This is a genomic window from Gelidibacter salicanalis (assembly GCF_007997285.1).
In the GTDB taxonomy this organism is placed as follows: Bacteria; Bacteroidota; Bacteroidia; order Flavobacteriales; family Flavobacteriaceae; genus Gelidibacter; species Gelidibacter salicanalis.
Genome location: NZ_VORX01000002.1, coordinates 263,531 through 281,568, shown reverse-complemented (window position 1 = coordinate 281,568; position 18,038 = coordinate 263,531). Strand labels below are relative to the sequence as shown.

At 38.9% G+C, this 18,038-nt stretch carries 11 protein-coding genes; 5 read left to right on the top strand and 6 right to left on the bottom strand.

Features of this window, described 5'->3' with window-relative positions:
* Positions 1-40: 40 nt before the first annotated feature.
* The 6 genes from ES711_RS04335 to ES711_RS04310 form a co-directional block, all read right to left on the bottom strand.
* Positions 41-1,018 carry an alpha/beta hydrolase gene (locus ES711_RS04335; protein ID WP_146890536.1) on the bottom strand — a complete coding sequence of 326 codons (978 nt, stop codon included), beginning with the start codon at positions 1,016-1,018 and terminating at the stop codon, positions 41-43.
* A gap of 59 nt (positions 1,019-1,077) precedes the next feature.
* Positions 1,078-2,928: a glycoside hydrolase family 13 protein gene (locus ES711_RS04330; protein ID WP_146890533.1), complete on the bottom strand. Its 1,851-nt coding sequence runs from the start codon at positions 2,926-2,928 to the stop codon at positions 1,078-1,080.
* Between the two features lie 41 nt (positions 2,929-2,969).
* Positions 2,970-5,276, bottom strand: a complete 2,307-nt coding sequence (locus ES711_RS04325) for a glycoside hydrolase family 65 protein (protein ID WP_146890530.1) — start codon at positions 5,274-5,276, stop codon at positions 2,970-2,972.
* 179 nt (positions 5,277-5,455) lie between these two features.
* Complete coding sequence (gene pgmB / locus ES711_RS04320; RefSeq protein WP_146890527.1) at positions 5,456-6,118, bottom strand: beta-phosphoglucomutase; 663 nt, start codon at positions 6,116-6,118, stop codon at positions 5,456-5,458.
* Entirely contained in the window at positions 6,111-7,478 is a 1,368-nt protein-coding gene (locus ES711_RS04315) for an MFS transporter (protein ID WP_146890525.1), read from the bottom strand. Before ES711_RS04315 ends, pgmB begins: the two co-directional genes overlap by 8 nt.
* A gap of 126 nt (positions 7,479-7,604) precedes the next feature.
* Entirely contained in the window at positions 7,605-8,645 is a 1,041-nt protein-coding gene (locus ES711_RS04310) for a LacI family DNA-binding transcriptional regulator (RefSeq protein WP_146890522.1), read from the bottom strand.
* A gap of 285 nt (positions 8,646-8,930) precedes the next feature.
* On the opposite strand from ES711_RS04310, the gene ES711_RS04305 reads away from it, so the two are divergent.
* The 5 genes from ES711_RS04305 (at position 8,931) to ES711_RS04285 (ending at position 17,712) form a co-directional block, all read left to right on the top strand.
* Positions 8,931-11,831: a SusC/RagA family TonB-linked outer membrane protein gene (locus ES711_RS04305; RefSeq protein ID WP_146890520.1), complete on the top strand. Its 2,901-nt coding sequence runs from the start codon at positions 8,931-8,933 to the stop codon at positions 11,829-11,831.
* A gap of 31 nt (positions 11,832-11,862) precedes the next feature.
* Positions 11,863-13,461 carry a RagB/SusD family nutrient uptake outer membrane protein gene (locus tag ES711_RS04300; protein ID WP_146890517.1) on the top strand — a complete coding sequence of 533 codons (1,599 nt, stop codon included), beginning with the start codon at positions 11,863-11,865 and terminating at the stop codon, positions 13,459-13,461.
* Positions 13,462-13,474: 13 nt separating this feature from the next.
* Positions 13,475-14,536, top strand: a complete 1,062-nt coding sequence (locus ES711_RS04295; RefSeq protein WP_146890514.1) for a SusE domain-containing protein — start codon at positions 13,475-13,477, stop codon at positions 14,534-14,536.
* Between the two features lie 94 nt (positions 14,537-14,630).
* Positions 14,631-14,825, top strand: a complete 195-nt coding sequence (locus tag ES711_RS04290) for a hypothetical protein (protein WP_146890511.1) — start codon at positions 14,631-14,633, stop codon at positions 14,823-14,825.
* A gap of 25 nt (positions 14,826-14,850) precedes the next feature.
* Positions 14,851-17,712: an alpha-amylase family glycosyl hydrolase gene (locus ES711_RS04285; RefSeq protein ID WP_146890509.1), complete on the top strand. Its 2,862-nt coding sequence runs from the start codon at positions 14,851-14,853 to the stop codon at positions 17,710-17,712.
* Positions 17,713-18,038 lie beyond the last annotated feature (326 nt).

Below are 18,038 nucleotides of genomic sequence, written 5' to 3'. Positions count from 1 at the left end.
TCACAGGTTTTTAAAACCTGTGAGGTCTTCAAATCTGAATTTACTCAGTCTTCTTTAACAAAAACGTTAATGGAATGTGCAGTCGTTTTTGCCAGGAGACTTCGGTATGTTCACCGCCTTCAAACTTTAAATTCTTAAAATTGGAAGTATCGTATCCTTTATCCTTAAATATCCTGTCGACGGTTGGCGCGTATTTAGGATAGAATTTATCCATAGTTTCTGTGCCGTAATCAAAATAAAATCTGTGAGTTTTTGAAGATGGCACATGGTCTTCCATGTATTCAAAAAATGTATCGGCCAACACATCACTGTCGTTAGGATTCCCGCCCGGCCAATGGGTGGACAAGCACGCGGCCCCTCCAAAAATTTCTGGATACTCGCAAACGGCGTACATCGAAATCAAGCCGCCCATACTGGAACCTGCTACTACTGTGTTTTCTCTATCGGTCAACACCGAATAATTGGCATCTACATAAGGCTTCAATTCATGCACCAGAAAGCCTAAATAATTATTGGAAGTAACCGAATCCAATTTAAAATTGTTCAATCGTGCTTCTTCAAATAGTGAATCCTGAACCGATCTGGAAAGCGATTCAAATGGTTTTTGAGGAAAGTATTCGCTGTGGCGTAACTCGTTAATATTAAACGGTGCCACCACAATAAAATCCTTAGTAATGCTATCGGTCATCAATTTAGCAGAGACCTCATCCACCTTCCATTCTTCATTATTCCAAGTGATATTACTATCAAATAACATCTGCCCGTCGTGCATATACAAAACGGCATATTTTTTACTCTCAGAATAGTCCTTTGGCAACCAAATGTCCACTTTTCTCGGCGGAATATAATTGGATGGAAAGTCATCAATCCGCAGTAAAGTACCGCCTGCAAAATTGCCTTCGATAGTTTCTGTTACCACTTTTGACGTGTCCGCAGGTGTTATTTTAGCTTTTTTAGCCGGGGTATTGCAAGACACCAGAACGGCGAAAACGATCAGTATATAAATGCTTTTTTTCATAGTTATAATTGAATCTCCATCTGCATAAGGCATTCAATAAAATGGAGAAAATAAACTGTTTAAAATTCGATAATCATTGCGGTTTTACCAGCAACCAGCAAGGTGTTTTCTAAAGAAATTTGTTGTTCTGAAATAATATCTCTTCCTGATTTATGCGATGTGATCATTTCCTTAAAACGATTCAGCTTTAAGGTTTGCGTTTCCGGATTGTTATTGATCACTACCATCACACGTTCATCATCTGTATATCTAAAATAGACAAACACATTGTTCTCCGGTACAAACTGCATAGTTTTTCCGATGTGGATAGCCGAATTCGATTTTCTCCAATTGAAAATTTTCTTTGAAAATTCAAAAAATGCAGTTTGGCCCGGCGTTCTTCCTTCTGCGGTAAATGCATTGATCTGATCACCTTTCCATCCTCCTGGAAAATCGTGACGGATATCTCCATCGCCTTTCAAATCTTTATTACCGCCCGTGCCCAATTCATCACCATAATATACCTGCGGAATGCCTCTGACCGTAGCAACCATGGTCATGATCATTTTATAGGTATTCAAATCTGCTTTATAAATATCATTGATCCGATTGGTATCATGATTTCCAGCAAATACAAGAATATTATTGATGTCGGGATATAGAAAATCGTTAGCAAAATTCTCATAGGCTCTTAACATGCCCTTATCCCATCCTTGCTCATGTTCAGAAAACATCACTATAAGCGCATCATGAAGCGTAAAGTCCATAACGGTTGGCAAATGCGAATTGTAATTGTCTATAGCGCCAATTTTACTATCCTTTTGCCAATAGGCCATTTGCGCCTGATTGTGCATCCAAACCTCGCCGGCAATATTGAAATTAGGATATTCGTCCATTATGGCTTTGGTCCATTTTGCGATGCCTTCTTTGTCATTATACGAATAGGTATCCACGCGGAATCCGTCTAAATCAGCAAATTCAACCCACCATATTGCGTTTTGAATTAAATAATTCAGCACTAACGGGTTACTCTGATTGATATCAGGCATGGTCGTATCAAACCACCCGTTCATACACGCTTCTTTGTCGGCTTCAGAGGCATTGGAATCAAACTGCGTGGTCATTCTGTAGCTGCTGCGTTGAAATCCGTCTTCGCCTGAATCCCAATAGTGAATCCAATCTTTGGTTGGCAAATCTTGAATCATCCAATGTTTGCTACCCCAATGGTTAGTTACATAATCCATAATGAGCTTCATATCGCGCTCGTGCATTTCTGAAGCCAATCGTTTGTAATCGTCATTGCTACCGTAACGCGGATCGATTTTATAATAATCACTTTGCGCATAGGTGTGGTACGACAAAATAGGCTCATTATCTTCCAACAATGGCGTACTCCAAAGTGCGGTAACACCTAACTCATCCAAATAATCCAAATGGTTGATAATGCCCTGAATGTCGCCACCATGTCGTCCCGAAAGCTCTGCTCTGTTAACCTCTTCAATAGTATCATCAGTACTGTCGTTATCCGAATTTCCATTAGCGAAGCGATCTGGCATCAGCAAATAGATCAAATCACTCGAATCAAAACCTTTTCTGGCAGCCGAATTGTCCCGGCGGGTTTTTAAATCATAGGATTGCTTACCGACGATTTTTTTATCCTTTAAAAATTGTAACTCATAAGTGCCCGTAGCAACATTTTTGGTGTTGATAGTAACGAACAAGTAGTTCGGATTTTCGGTTTTAACCACATCCGTAATTTGAATCGTGTTTGAAAACGCCACCTCATATTGAGCGATGTCCTTACCGTACAACATTAATTGCACTTCAGAATGCTGCATCCCTGCCCACCAAAATGGCGGTTCAATTTTCTCTACTTGTGCAAAAACTGTCATGCTTAAAAATACCATTAAAATGGCTATTAAATTCTTCATGTCCTTCTCAATTTTAAACTATTTACTGAACTCTGATTGGTTTACACCGTCAATACCTCCTGTGGTTTCACTGATATTTCTTTTCCGTTGATAAGAATCGTCATAGACTTATCACCTTCTAACTCAAAAGACGTTTCATTTTTGGAGACACTAATTTTAAGAATTTGATTTCTGAAATTAATTTTGAACGAGTAGGCCTCCCATTGCTCAGGGATTTTAGGTTCAAACGATAATTTATTATCAATAACCCGCATCCCGCCAAATCCTTCAACAATACTCATCCAAGTACCCGCCATTGAGGTAATGTGCAATCCTTCTTCTACTTCATGATTGTAATCATCCAAATCCAATCGGGAGGTTCTTAAGTAAAATTGATAGGCTTGTTCCATTCTGCCCAATTTAGCCGCTTGAATACTATGTACACAAGGCGATAACGAACTTTCATGAACGGTAAAAGGTTCGTAAAAATCGAAGTGACGTTCCAATTCTTCTGTGGAGAATTGATCTTCAAAGAAATAAAATCCTTGTAATGTATCGGCTTGTTTGATGTAAGGCGAACGTAAAATGCGGTCCCAAGACCATTTTTGATTGATTGGACGTTCTGATTTTGGTAAATCTTTTACGGTAATCAATTCTTTATCCAAAAATCCATCCTGTTGCAAGTACACATCATGCTCCTCTGAATACGGATAATACATGTTGTTAGCCACTTGATCCCAATCAGACATTTCTTCTTCGGTTAATTTCACCTTTTTTATAACGCGAATCAAATCAGCAGCATAGCCTTCCTTCATCTTAGAAATGGTTTCTAAAGTGTAATTCAGACACCACTGTGCGATATAATTGGTATAAAAATTATTGTTGATGTTGTTTTCATATTCATTAGGACCCGTAACACCTAAAATGACATACTTGTTTCTAAGTGTCGAAAATGTTGCGCGTTGCTTCCAAAAACGAGCGATGGCGATAAGCACTTCCAAGCCTTTTTCTGAGATGTAACTGAAGTCGCCCGTAAAACGATGGTAATTGAAAATTGCAAAGGCAATCGCGCCATTACGGTGGATTTCTTCAAAGGTTATTTCCCACTCGTTATGGCATTCTTCCCCATTCATGGTCACCATTGGATAAAGCGCAGCCCCGTTTTTAAATCCGAGTTTTTCTGCATTTTCAATGGCTTTCTCTAAGTGATGGTAGCGGTATTCTAATAAATTACGTGCCACTTTTTGATCTTTCGTCGCCATATAAAACGGAATACAATAGGCCTCCGTATCCCAATAGGTACTACCGCCGTATTTTTCGCCGGTAAAGCCTTTCGGACCAATATTCAAACGAGCATCTTTCCCTAAATAGGTATGATTCAATTGCATGATGTTAAATCGGATGCCTTGTTGTGCTTTCACATCGCCATCAATGGTAATATCCGACATTTTCCAAATTTCAGCCCACGCCTCCTTTTGTTGCGCCAACATTTGATCAAAACCAAGCGCCGCAGCTTTAGCTAGAGTTTTTTGAGCAACCGAAACCAAATCGTTTTTATCGTGATTTCTGTCTACCGTATACCCACCAAACTTGGTCATGGTAAGCGTTTCTCCTTTGGCAACCTTTGCAGTGTGTGAAAAAGATATGTTATGCTCAGATTTTGAAACCGATGGCGTTTCATTTAAAACCTTTCCGTTCAACGACAATTCGGTTTGCATTGCAGTACACACATGAAATTTCGTTTTCATGGTATGCGATAAAATGAATGCTTGTGAGCCTTCAGAAGTAACACTTAGCGTATTCCAGAATTTATCATCCCAATTGCTATCTTCATTAGTGATTCCGGCATCTAAATACGGTTCAAAAGTTATGTCCGCAGCACTATTTAACGCCGTCACATGATATTGAATAACGCCAACTTCATCCATATCAATACTTAAAAAACGCTTAGCATCTACCTTAAGCGCGATTCCATTTTGAAGGGTTACTTCAAAAGTTCTGGACAACCAACCTTCTTGCATGTTGAGTTCCCTTCTAAAGTTTCTGACCTCTTTACAAGTTGCTAAATCTAATGCCTCGCCATTAACGGTAACGTTGATGCCAATCCAATTTGGAGCGTTGAGCACCTTGGCAAAATATTCCGGATAGCCGTTTTTCCACCACCCCACTCGGGTTTTGTCTGGATAATAGACACCGGCAATATAACTGCCCTGAAAAGTGCTTCCTGAATACTGCTCTTCAAAATTGGCACGTTGCCCCATGGCACCATTCCCAATACTGAAAATACTTTCAGAAGATTTGACACGTTCAGCATCAAAGCCTTCTTCTATAATGGACCAATTGTTTGGTTGTATATAATCTTGATTCATTTTTTTAATAGATATGAGAATTTAGAATTAAGACCGCTTCGCTTTTAGTATGCGTGTCAGCATCTCTATAAAATTCTTTGTGTTTATGTTTTAACCACATTTGACGCCATTATTTTTCAAGCACCACAATGAAGTTCTCTGTTATTTTTTACGACTTTCTACTTAATACTTACTACTAACTACTTTGTACTAGTTATCAAATTATTCAAAAACTCAGCATCCATCTCCTGAAAACCAGCAAAGACAAAATCGGCTTTGTGAAGCGTTACTTTATCGCCAATCCCGATGGATACCATACCAGCAGCATTGGCTGCTTGAATTCCGGCAACGGCATCTTCAAAAACGATACAATCTTTAGGTGCTACCTGTAATTGTTCTGCCGATTTTAAGAATACTTCCGGATCTGGTTTTGCTTTGGTCACATCATTGCCATCTACAATGACATCAAATTTTGAGAGAATATTGACTTTTTCTAAAATCATTCGCGCATTTTTACTTGCGGAACCTAAGGCAATGTGTTGTTCTGCCGCTCTTAAAAAATCTAAGGTTTTTGTAACATCGGGAAGAATTTCTTGTTCGTCCATCGTGTCGATATACGTTAAGTAATCTTCATTTTTAAGTCCCATGAGTCTTGTAAATTCAGCTTCACTGATGGTTTTATTACCCCAAGCTAGAATCTTCTCTAAAGATTTGATTCTGCTGACGCCTTTCAACTGTTCATTTTGCTCGTGGGTAAAATCGACACCAATTCCGTTAGCTAATTTTTTCCATGCCAGAAAGTGATATTTTGCGGTATCTACAATAACACCGTCCAAATCGAATATAAATGCTTTTTTAGTCATGCTTTAAAGTCAAATCTTTTTTGTCGTTAATTTTAAATGCTAAAAATCCGGCGATAATAAAACTCACGCCACTCACCATAATAGCATAAATAGCTTCGTTATTATAGGCGTACTTTACTAACGGCCCACCAATAATTCCATTGATGATTTGTGGCATTACAATGAAGAAATTGAATATTCCCATATACACGCCCATTTTTTTAGGCGTGATAGACCCCGCTAACATGGCGTAAGGCATGGCGAGGATACTGGCCCAGGCAATACCAATAAACACCATAGATAATATCAACCAATCTTCATTAGGCATAAAATAGATGGACAGTAAGCCTATCCCTCCAATAAAAAGAGAGTATGCATGCGTTGTTTTTCTGGAAAATTTCTTGGCGATTGCCGGTAATAGAAAGGCAAAAATAGCGGAGACTCCGTTATACACTCCAAATAAAATGCCCACCCAGTTACCTGCTTCTTGGTAGGTTTCACTGCTGGAATCTGTTGAAGGTAATCCGTAGATATGTTGAGCGATTGCTGGTACTGCAAATACCCACATACCGAATAAGGCAAACCACGAAAAGAATTGCACCCAACTTAATTGGCGCATCGTTTCTGGCATTTTCTTGAAATCTTCAAAAATGTCCGATAGTTTTGCTTTGTGAACGATGCCATCATCAGCAACTATTTTGTGTTGCGCTTTCGCGTCTTCAAATTGCTGTAACTCTTCAGGAGAATATTCTTTGGTGGTAAAAATGGTCACCAATATTGAACCGATTAAAACTCCGGCGCCAATTATAAACGACCATAAAAGATTGGCAGGCACTGATCCGTCAGGAGACGTTTGAGCAACACCAAACCAATTGGTCAATACCCAAGGGAGCCACGATCCGATTACAGCGCCAATACCGATTAAAGCGGTTTGGATGCTAAAGCCCTTAGTAGTTTGTTCGTCAGAAAGATTATCTGCCACCAAGGCCCGGAACGGTTCCATGGCAATATTAAAGGAGGCATCCATAATCATGAGCATCCCCGCACCAACCCATAAGGCTGGTAATATGGCGATCATAAAATCAGCTTGCGGAATAAATATCATTCCTATTGAAGCGAGTACCGCTCCTAATAGAAAAAAGGGTTTCCGTCGGCCAAATCGGGTCCATGTATTGTCGCTATAATGCCCAATTATGGGTTGCACAATAAGACCCATCAGTGGAGCTATGAGCCAAAACCATGACAGTTCGTGCACATCGGCGCCAAAAATTTGAAGTATTCTGCTGGCATTAGCATTTTGTAGGGCAAAACCCATCTGGATTCCTAGAAAACCGAAACTCATGTTCCAGATTTCCCAAAATCCTAGCGTACGCTTTTTCATTAATAGTATGTTTAAATTAATACTATTGACAAGCGATAAAACTTATCAAAACCTATTTGTAAGAAGTGAAAATAAAGTTTTGATTACGCGGCAAAGATAGTAAAGTTTTTAAATCTGCACTATTATTTATTTGGTGGAGTTTCTTTCTATCAGTTCTGTTTCGATAACGATGGTTTTGTAATGCTCCTCTTCATCCTCCCGTTCCAAGTTATTTATCAAGAGTTCAGCTGCTTTCTCGCCCATTTGTTGACCGTGTTGACTCACTGTCGTTAAGCTTGGAGTGGCGTGTTTGGAAAGCACTCCGTCCGTAAAGCCAATAAATTGGATGTCTTCCGGAATTCTCATTCCTAAATTCCGCGCCACCTTCATAGCAATAATGGCGTATAGCTCATTTACGGCAAAAACACCGTCTATCGCTTTGTTTCGTTTAAACAGGCCTTCAATCTCCCGCTCTAAAGATTCCAGATGATCTTCAGACACCAATTCATCATCCACTTTTAAAATTAAGTCAGTTTCAGGGCTCATTTTGAAATCTTCCAAAGCATCCAGATAGCCTTGAGTCCTCAGTTTTCCTACGCTGACGTAATCTTTGGTAGTGATAATGGCAACGTTTTTGCAACCGTTGGACAATAGCTTTGTGACCGCATTTTTAGACCCTTTGGAATCGTCAATAATCACTTTATCGCAGTCAATTTCATTCACGATACGATCAAACATGACAATGGGCATCCCCTGATTGATGGTTTCTTTAAAATGGTGATAATCTTGTTGTTGTAAGGTTTCTTTAGAAATGGAAAGAATAAATCCGTCTATACTGCCGTTGGCCAACATTTGCATATTGATTACCTCTTTGTCAAACGATTCATTAGACAAACCAACAATGACGTTATACCCTCGTTTATTGGCCACCAGCTCAATACCTCTAATCACTTTAGAAAAGAAATGGTGTACAATTTCTGGGATAATAACGCCTATGGTTTTCGTTTTTCGATTCTTTAAACTAAGAGCAATATTATTAGGCCGGTAGTTGTACAGTTTGGCAAACGCCTTTACTTTTTGACGTGTGTCTTCACTGATTTCTACACTATCTCGCAATGCTTTGGACACTGTAGATATAGACACGTCCAGTTCTCTCGCAATTTGTTTTAAAGTAATTTTTTTCTTCATAATAAGGGCTGGGTCAAAATATTAAGTTTTTATTGTTATTTACAAGTAGTGCAGGTCACATTCTGAGTCGTAGAATTTAAAGATATGAAATTACCATCAAACCAATATTTTTTTGAAGATTTTTAGGTAAAATCAGCCAAATTCAAAAAAGTTGTCAACACGCAAACGTTTTCGCTAGTGATATGATAATGGCGTTTCACTTATTGACACAAAATTTGTATAAATTTAACCCAAGAAGTGAAAATATAAGTGAATTTTTAAAACAATTAACTTTAAAAATAGTGTATGAAAACATTTTTAAATAGCCTGCTGTTCTTGGTATTCTTAGTACCCTCAGTGATGTGGTCCCAAACCACTGTTTCTGGGACAGTAACAGATCAAGCTAGCGCACCTTTGCCGGGCGTGAACATTTTAATTAAAGGAACGACGACGGGAACGACGACAGATTGGGATGGAAACTACAGTATCAGCGCCAAAAATGGTGATATTGTTGTATTTTCTTATGTGGGTTTCAAGCCGCAAGAATTTAATTATACCGGACAACAATCTTTAAACGTAGTACTTATTGAGGACACAGCCTTGTTGGATGAAATTGTATTGATTGGATATGGTTCTACCACCAAGCAAGACGCCACAGGGTCTGTAGAAAAAGTAAGTGAGAAAGAATTTAACCAAGGTGCTATTGTATCACCTGAACAATTATTGGCTGGTAAATCTGCCGGGGTACGTATTACTTCTAGTGGTGGTGATCCAGGGGGCGGCTCTGACATTCGTATTAGAGGTGGAGCTTCCTTATCTGCTAACAATTCACCATTAATTGTTATTGATGGTTTACCATTAGATCAACGTGGGGTACAAGGCGTGAGAAATCAATTAAACGCCATTAACCCGACGGACATTGAAGATTTCGTGGTTTTAAAAGATGCTTCTGCAACTGCTATTTACGGATCGCGTGCTTCTAACGGGGTTATTTTAATCACTACCAAAAAAGGAAAGACTAACGCGCCCTTAACGGTAGAATATGATCTTAAAGCTTCCGTAGCTCAGGTTACGGATTATGTAGATGTGCTTTCTGCAAGTGAGTTTAGAACCATCGCTGAAGCTGATACCAATTTTAACGAAAACCTTTTAGGCAATTCTAGTACAGATTGGCAAAAACAAATTTATCAAACGGCGGTTGGTGCCATTCATAACGTAACGGTATCTCAAGGTTTTGAGAATTTTAATTTCCGTGCCAATGTCAACCATACATCGCAACAAGGGGTGTTAACTGGCGATTTATACGAGCGCAACTCTGTAAACCTTTCTGCAGTACAACGTTTGTTTGACAACAATTTAAAATTAACCTTAACCACAAAAGGAATTTTAGATGACAATAAATACGCGGACAAAGGCGCAATTGGAGCGGCAATAGGCTATGACCCAACCCACAGTGTTTATAATGAGGATGGCTCATATTTTCAATATGTAGGTCAGAATTTGGCCTTGGTCAATCCGGTGTTCTCATTGGATAATAATAATAACCGAGCTCGTAACACGCGTAACATTTCCAACTTTAATGTGGATTACAACATGCCTTTCTTAGACGGTTTGAAATTCAACCTTAACGCTGGTCTTGACTATTCAGAAATTTCTGGAAAAGAATACAGATTGGCGAGCCCAACAAATCCAGGAAGTTTTAACTATCAGAACTTTTACACAGGATTTAATAGAAACACGTTGTTAGATTTCTATTTTAACTATAAGAAAAACTTATCATCTCTTAACACAAACGTCGATTTGACCGCAGGACATTCTTACCAAGAATTCTACATCAAGTCTGACCGTCGTGAAACTGAAACTTCAGGAGGCCTTGTACCTCGTGCTACCATCATCAATAGAAATGCTTTAGAATCATACTTTGCCCGTGCAAGTTTTGATATTGCTAACCGATACTTATTATCTTTAACTGTAAGACGTGATGGTTCTTCCCGATTTGGTGAGGAAAACAGATGGAGCACCTTCCCTGGTGTTTCTGCAGGTTGGAAAATTAGCAATGAAGATTTTTTACAAAACTCAGTGATCTCCAATTTAAAATTGAGAGCCGGTTGGGGTAAAACAGGTCAGCAAGAAATTGGACAGAACTATGGTTATTTAGGGGTGTATACGCCTGGACGATCTGATGCGAGTGTTCAATTTGGATATATCAACGGGGTGCCTCAATTTGTGAACACCTTACGCCCGGAAGAATTTGACGAAAACTTAAAATGGGAAGAAACGTCTCAATACAACGTCGCTTTAGATTTTGGTTTATTTGATGAGCGTTTAACTGGTACGGTTGATGCTTATTACAGAGAAACTACTGATTTATTGGCTACAATTCCAACGGCAGCAGGTTCTAACCTTTCTGATTTATTAACTACCAATGTAGGTTCTGTATTAAGTAAAGGTATCGAGTTTAGCTTGAATGGTGCTTTGGCACAATCAGAGGATTTTAACTGGGACATGGCTTTTAACGTCACTTTACAAGAGAACAAGATTACCAAATTATCATTGGGCACTGATCCTAATTTCTTTATCGCCCAAGGCGGTATTAGTGGTGGTACGGGTAACAACATCCAGTTATGGAGAGAAGGTTTAGACCCTTCAACATTCTACGTTTTTAGACAAGTTTATGACACTGCAGGACAACCAATAGAAGGGGCTTATGTAGATGTTAATGGTGACAACCAAATTACTGAAGCGGATAAACAAGCTTACAAGAAAGCGTCACCTGATGCCTATTTAGGTTTTACCAATACTTTAAACTACAAAAATTTAGATTTTAGTTTTACGTTTAGAGGTAGTTTAGGTAACTATATGTACAATAACGTAGCTTCAGATAGAGGAAACGTTACTACAGTTAATGATGCTCCTGGACAATATTACGTGAATGCACATTCAAGTGTATTGGATAACAATTTCCAAAAACAGAATTTATTTTCTGATTACTATATCGAAAGAGCTGATTTTGTGAAATTGGACAACGTGTCTTTAGGGTACTTGGTACCTGGTGAAAAAATAGATTTGAGATTGTCATTGACCGCTACAAATTTATTCACCATTACTAAATACGATGGTTTAGATCCAGAGATTTCTAATGGTATCGACAACAATTTCTATCCAAGACCAAAAACCTATGTGTTAGGATTAAACTTTACATTTTAAAATTATGAATAATCATATAAAACACACTGTTATGTTAAAAACAATCAAAACAGTCTTTATCGCCTTTACGCTCGTGTTTTTTGCACAGTCGTGTGAAAGTGATTTAGATTTGCAACCTGAAGACAACCGTCTTACAGCAGACGCAGCCTTTGAAGAGCCAGGAGCTTATAAAGCTTTTCTAGCGAAATTATATGCAGGCCTTTCCGTAAGTGGACAACAAGGTCCTGCCGGAGATGCTGATTTATCAGGATTAGATGAAGGATTTTCCAACTATATGCGTTTATACTGGTCAATGCAAGAATTGACTACTGATGAAGCAGTTATAGGATGGAATGATGGTACGATTAAAGATTTACACGCACAAACATGGACCTCAGGTAATGAATTTATCCGCACCATGTACAGCAGAATCTTTTACCAGGTAGCATTGACCAACGAATTTTTACGTCAAACTTCTGACGCCAAATTAGATGCGCGTAGCACAGAAGCTAGTCTCCGTGGTGATATTCAGAAATACAGAGCTGAAGCACGTTTCATGAGAGCTTTGACCTACTGGCATGCTTTAGATTTATTTGGTAATGTACCATTTGTAACGGAAGACGATCCTATTGGAGCTTTTTTACCTCAGCAGATTCAACGTCAAGATTTATTCGATTATATCGAGTCTGAACTTTTAGCTATTGAAGGTGAGATTACAGGCGCAAGATTAAATGATTACGGAAGAGCGGATCAGGCTGCAGTTTGGATGTTGCTTTCTAAATTGTATATCAACGCTGAAGTGTATACAGGTACTGCACGCTATAGTGACGTAGTCACCTATACTTCTAAAATTATTGAATCAGGCTTCAGCATTGCAGACAATCCATACTACCATTTATTTTTAGCAGATAATGATACTAATGGCACACAGTCAGAAGTGATCTTTCCAATTACATTTGATGGTTTAAATACCCAATCTTTTGGTGGAATGACCTTTTTTATCCACGCAGCGGTAGGTGGCAGCATGGTGCCTGCTGATTACGGTATCAACGGCGGATGGGCTGGTTTGCGAACCACTTCTAAACTTGTAGATAAATTCCCTGGGGAAGCCAATTCTGCTGACGGAAGAGCTTTGTTTTATACTGATGGCCAAACCAAAGAAATTGCTAACATTTCCAACTTCACAAACGGTTATGCCGTTGAGAAATTTAGAAACGTAGATGTTAACGGCGTTGCAGGATCAGATCCTACTGGAGATATTCCTGATACTGATTTCCCGATGTTTAGACTGGCAGATGCTTATTTAATGTACGCTGAAGCGTTTGTTAGAGGCGCTGGAGGCTCTGCTACAAATGCAGTTAACTACATCAACATATTGCGTGAAAGAGCATATGGCAATACAAGTGGCAATATTACCCAATCGAGTTTGAATTTAGATTTCATACTTGCTGAGCGTTCAAGAGAGTTATTCTGGGAAGCGCACAGAAGAACAGATTTAATCAGATTCGGTCAATTCTCTGATCAAGGTTTATGGCCTTGGAAAGGCAATGTTGCCCAAGGACGCACCACTGAAGCATTTAGAGACTTGATGCCTTTGCCTGCTACAGATTTAGGAATCAACACCAATTTAAAACAAAATCAAGGATATTAAAACCAATAAACACATGAAAAATTTTAAACTATTAAGCTTATTTATTTTAGCCATGATTGGGCTAAATTCTTGTGACACTGAAGATGACGTTATCTATGTAGCTCAAGAACCTGCCGGATTTACTTTAACTAATTCTACATTACCAGAATATGTTTTAACCGCCTCCACCGGCGCTAATATTGGGGAACGTTTTACGTGGACCAGTGCTGACTTTGGTGTTCCAACAAATGTTTCCTATGATTTACAACGCTCTATTAAAGGCGACTTTAGTGACGTAGTATTAGTAGGAACTACGACCACCAACGATATTGCAATGACTATTGGCCAAATGATGACTGTGGCTAAAGAAGCTGGATTGGATGCGGACGCAACAACTCCTGCTCCAAATATGGGTTCATTTGCTGTAAGAATGCGCGCTTATGTGGGCGATGGTGGGGCAGAAGTGTTTTCTGATGTCAAAACGATTGCTGTAAAATTAGAAGAGAAAGCAGTTGAGTACCGTGTTGCTGAAACCACATGGGGAATTGTAGGTTCTGCGGCACCAAACGGTTGGGATGGTCCGGACGCGAAGTTCTATACTACTGAAGAAAATGACGTGATTGTTGCGTATGTCACTTTAAAAGAAGGTGAAATGAAAATCCGTGAGAATAATACTTGGGGTGGTGATTTTGGTGATGCTGATGTAAACGGTGTTTTAGATCAAGATGATAACAACAACATTAAAGTGAAAGCAGGTACCTATAAAGTAACGATTGATTGGAGTGACAACTCTTATAAGTTAGAGAAATTTTACTGGGGTTTAGTAGGTTCTGCAACACCAAACGGTTGGGACGGTCCTGACACTAAACTTGAGTACGATTTTACTACTGATAGCTTTAAAACTCTAGTTCAGTTGAAGGATGGCGATTTAAAATTTAGATTTAACGATACTTGGGGTGGCGATTATGGCGATGCTGATGTAGATGGTGTGTTAGATCAAGATGCAGATAATAACATTAAGGTTACTGCGGGCTATTATTTGGTAACTGCCAACTTTAATACTTTAGAGTATAGCATTGAACCAACCGAACTATAATATAATTCTTTCGGGATAGTTCTAGCTTCTTATGACGCTTGAACTATTCCCTACGGAAGAATAAAAATAAAAAATGTCTCTTTTTAATAGTCATATGAAATTCAAACACAATGCTATTACAGAAGACCATTTTAAAAAAGTAAGTTGTTATGACCCAAGATACCGAGACGGCAATAGCACTAAGCTAATTAAAGTTGGCGCTGAAAATTTGGTATTACAATTCAAGAATGCGTTAGAAGTAGTTTACGCATTAACATCACATTTTAATAAGGCTATTCGTACAGAATAGCCTTATTTTTTTAAAATCCACCCGCATGCATAAAATTACATTTTACTTTTTATTATTTCTGTGCTCTTTCGCATACGCGCAACAGCAAAATGTGACTTACTCTGTGACGCCTTCATCTTTTGAGGAGAATCAAAATGTGACCATTACCTTTAATGGCAACAGCATTAATGAAGCCACCTGGGGTGTCACCAATAATGCCTTGTATCTATGGGCCTGGTCTTATGACACCGATTCGGGTAATCAACAAGACGCTCCCACTAATGGCGCTTGGACAGCCTCTAGCGAAGCTCAAAAGTTAACCTACAATAGTAGTACGGATGCATATAGCATTGCTTTTACACCATCCTCCTTTTTTAATAGAACTCTCATTGGCCGTATCGGATTGTTGATCAAAGCCAAAGATGGCACTGGCGATAAAAAATCGCAAGACATTACGCTTAATGTCGGCGCTTTTCAGGTCGAACTCAGTCAACCTGCTCAGGGCTCAACTACCATCATTAATTCTGGTGGCAACTTCACGGTTTCGGCTAAAAACTCAGGAGGTAACGCCAACTATATTCTAAAAGCCAACGGGACAACTATAGATACAAAAACGGATAATTCAACCTATGTTTTTACGCATACTAACATTACCCAAAACACAAGCTACCAATTAGAAGTTTCTCAAGGCAGTACTATCAGTTTAAAAACCTTTTCCGTTGTGGTAGATCCAGGCACTACCACTGCAGTTATGCCTACTGATTATCAAGATGGGATTACCTATTTAAATGGCACGGAAGCCATTTTGGTACTCAATGCTCCTGGCAAAGACTTTGTTTATGTGGCCGGGAGCTTTAATGATTGGGAGCCAACTTCCGCCTATGCCATGACAAAAGATCCAACGCGCGATTCTAAATTTTGGCTGAAATTATCCGGATTAACGCCTAAAGAAATTGAAACCTATCAGTATTGGATTGTGGATAAAACTCCGGCTCCAAATTCGCCTAAAATGGTCATAACTGCCGATCCATTTTCAACTTTAGTATTATCGCCTTTTGATGATCCCGATATTCCATCAAACAGCTACCCTAACCTACCATCTTATCCCGTGGGCCAAGAGCGAGAGGTCACGGTTTTGCAAACCGGTCAAACAGCTTACAACTGGCAGGTTAAAGATTTTACGAAACCAAAAAAGGAAGACCTGATCATCTATGAAGTGCTGGTTAGAGATTTTGATTCGGACCGCAACTATCAAGATTTGATTGACAAGATTGATTATTTTAAAAACCTCAACATTAATGCGATTCAATTATTACCAGTGATGGAGTTTGAAGGCAATGAAAGTTGGGGCTACAACACGTCGTTTCACATGGCTTTGGACAAGTTTTATGGCACCGAAAACAAACTCAAAGAATTCATTGACCTATGTCATCAAAACGGAATTGCTGTTATTCTTGATGTCGCTTTAAATCACGCTTTTGGCAGAAACCCCATGGTCAGAATGTGGATGAATGATGCTGATGGTGATGGCTGGGGAGACCCTAGTACTGAAAATCCGTATTTTAATACGGAGGCACGACACAGTTATAATGTAGGTTCAGATTTTGACCATTCCAATACGCTCACCCAAGCCTATATAAAGCGTGTAGTGAACCATTGGGTGAAAGAATTTAATATTGATGGTTTCCGTTGGGATTTAACCAAAGGCTTTACCCAAAACTGTACTGCTAATGATGAAGACTGCACCAACGCTTACCAAGCGGATCGTGTGGCAATTTTAAAAGATTATGCCGATTATTCGTGGTCTCTTGACCCCAACCATTATGTCATTTTTGAACATTTAGGTTCAGAAAATGAAGAAAAGGAATGGGCCAATTACAAGTATAGTGAAGGCAAAGGCATCATGATGTGGGGCAAAATGACAAATCCTTACAACCAATTGACTATGGGCTACAATTCTGACAACGATATAAGTGGCATTGGGCACAAATCGCGGCCGCAATTTGAAGGCACTCGCGTAGTTGGTTACGCTGAAAGTCACGATGAGGAACGTTTGATGTACAAAAACTTGTTGTATGGCAATAGTACCAACAGTTCTCATGATGTTAAAAATTTAAATGTAGCCTTATCTCGAATGTCCGCTTTGGGTGCGGTCACCTTAACCGTTCCGGGACCAAAAATGATCTGGCACTTTGGCGAATTAGGTATGCAAAACTCTATTTTCACTTGTAATGATGGATCTGTAAATGTCCCTGGCGGAGTTGATGGCGATTGTATATTGGACACCAAACCACAACCGCAATGGACACAAAATTGGTTAGGCAACACCACAAGAAGTAAAATCTATAATGATTGGGCTCAACTCATCAAGCTAAAAATTACGGAAGACGTTTTTGAAGGCGATTACAAAATCAATACCAATACGCTCACGCCTTCGATTGAAATTTTTAATAATGCTTTACCAAACAGCAGTCTGAAAAATGTGATTGTTTTAGCTAATTTTGATGTGACCTCAAAAACTGTGAACACCACCATTCCGGCCGGCGAAACTTGGTATGATTTGATGGATGATACTGGCGCGACAACCTATAACCAACCCACCATCGCAATCGCGGCAGGTCAATTTAAGATTTTTGGTAACAAACATTATAGCTTAGATGTAGATGAGGTGGAAAATGAAATGCGTTTGACACTTTATCCTAATCCTGCTCACCGCAGTTTTAAAATGAATAAGGAGATTTATAGTTTGGATATTTATGATCTGACGGGGAAACATGTAAAATCATTTAAAGGCAACTTTACCGCAACATATGAATTTGATATTTCAGGTTTAGTGCAGAGTATGTATGTCATTAAAATACAAACTCAAAACGGACACGTGTCCACCTCTAAATTGATTAAGATGTAAAGCTTAAAACCATTTATAAATTGAAAAAAGCTTCTCTTGAATGGAGAGGCTTTTTTTATTCGTATAAATTATATATCCAAATGCCTATTGTGCTTTTGTAAATGACGACTGTCCTATTGAGCGCAGTCGAAATAGTTCAAACCTCCATTATCAAGGTTTTCGACTGCGCTCAAACTGACATACAAACTTAAATTGACATACAAACTTAAAATGGCATTTGCGATAAAGCGGACTACTGATAGTAATTATCTAATTGTATTTTTTTAATAACGACTGTCCTATTGAGCGCAGTCATAATATTTAAACATCGGGACTTTTTAGGTTTT

Bases quoted from the DNA above. Each gene is read 5' to 3' on its own strand.
- ES711_RS04335 (WP_146890536.1), bottom strand. From the start codon at position 1,018: ATGAAAAAAAGCATTTATATACTGATCGTTTTCGCCGTTCTGGTGTCT.
- ES711_RS04330 (WP_146890533.1), bottom strand. From the start codon at position 2,928: ATGAAGAATTTAATAGCCATTTTAATGGTATTTTTAAGCATGACAGTT.
- ES711_RS04325 (WP_146890530.1), bottom strand. From the start codon at position 5,276: ATGAATCAAGATTATATACAACCAAACAATTGGTCCATTATAGAAGAA.
- pgmB (WP_146890527.1), bottom strand. From the start codon at position 6,118: ATGACTAAAAAAGCATTTATATTCGATTTGGACGGTGTTATTGTAGAT.
- ES711_RS04315 (WP_146890525.1), bottom strand. From the start codon at position 7,478: ATGAAAAAGCGTACGCTAGGATTTTGGGAAATCTGGAACATGAGTTTC.
- ES711_RS04310 (WP_146890522.1), bottom strand. From the start codon at position 8,645: ATGAAGAAAAAAATTACTTTAAAACAAATTGCGAGAGAACTGGACGTG.
- ES711_RS04305 (WP_146890520.1), top strand. From the start codon at position 8,931: ATGAAAACATTTTTAAATAGCCTGCTGTTCTTGGTATTCTTAGTACCC.
- ES711_RS04300 (WP_146890517.1), top strand. From the start codon at position 11,863: ATGTTAAAAACAATCAAAACAGTCTTTATCGCCTTTACGCTCGTGTTT.
- ES711_RS04295 (WP_146890514.1), top strand. From the start codon at position 13,475: ATGAAAAATTTTAAACTATTAAGCTTATTTATTTTAGCCATGATTGGG.
- ES711_RS04290 (WP_146890511.1), top strand. From the start codon at position 14,631: ATGAAATTCAAACACAATGCTATTACAGAAGACCATTTTAAAAAAGTA.
- ES711_RS04285 (WP_146890509.1), top strand. From the start codon at position 14,851: ATGCATAAAATTACATTTTACTTTTTATTATTTCTGTGCTCTTTCGCA.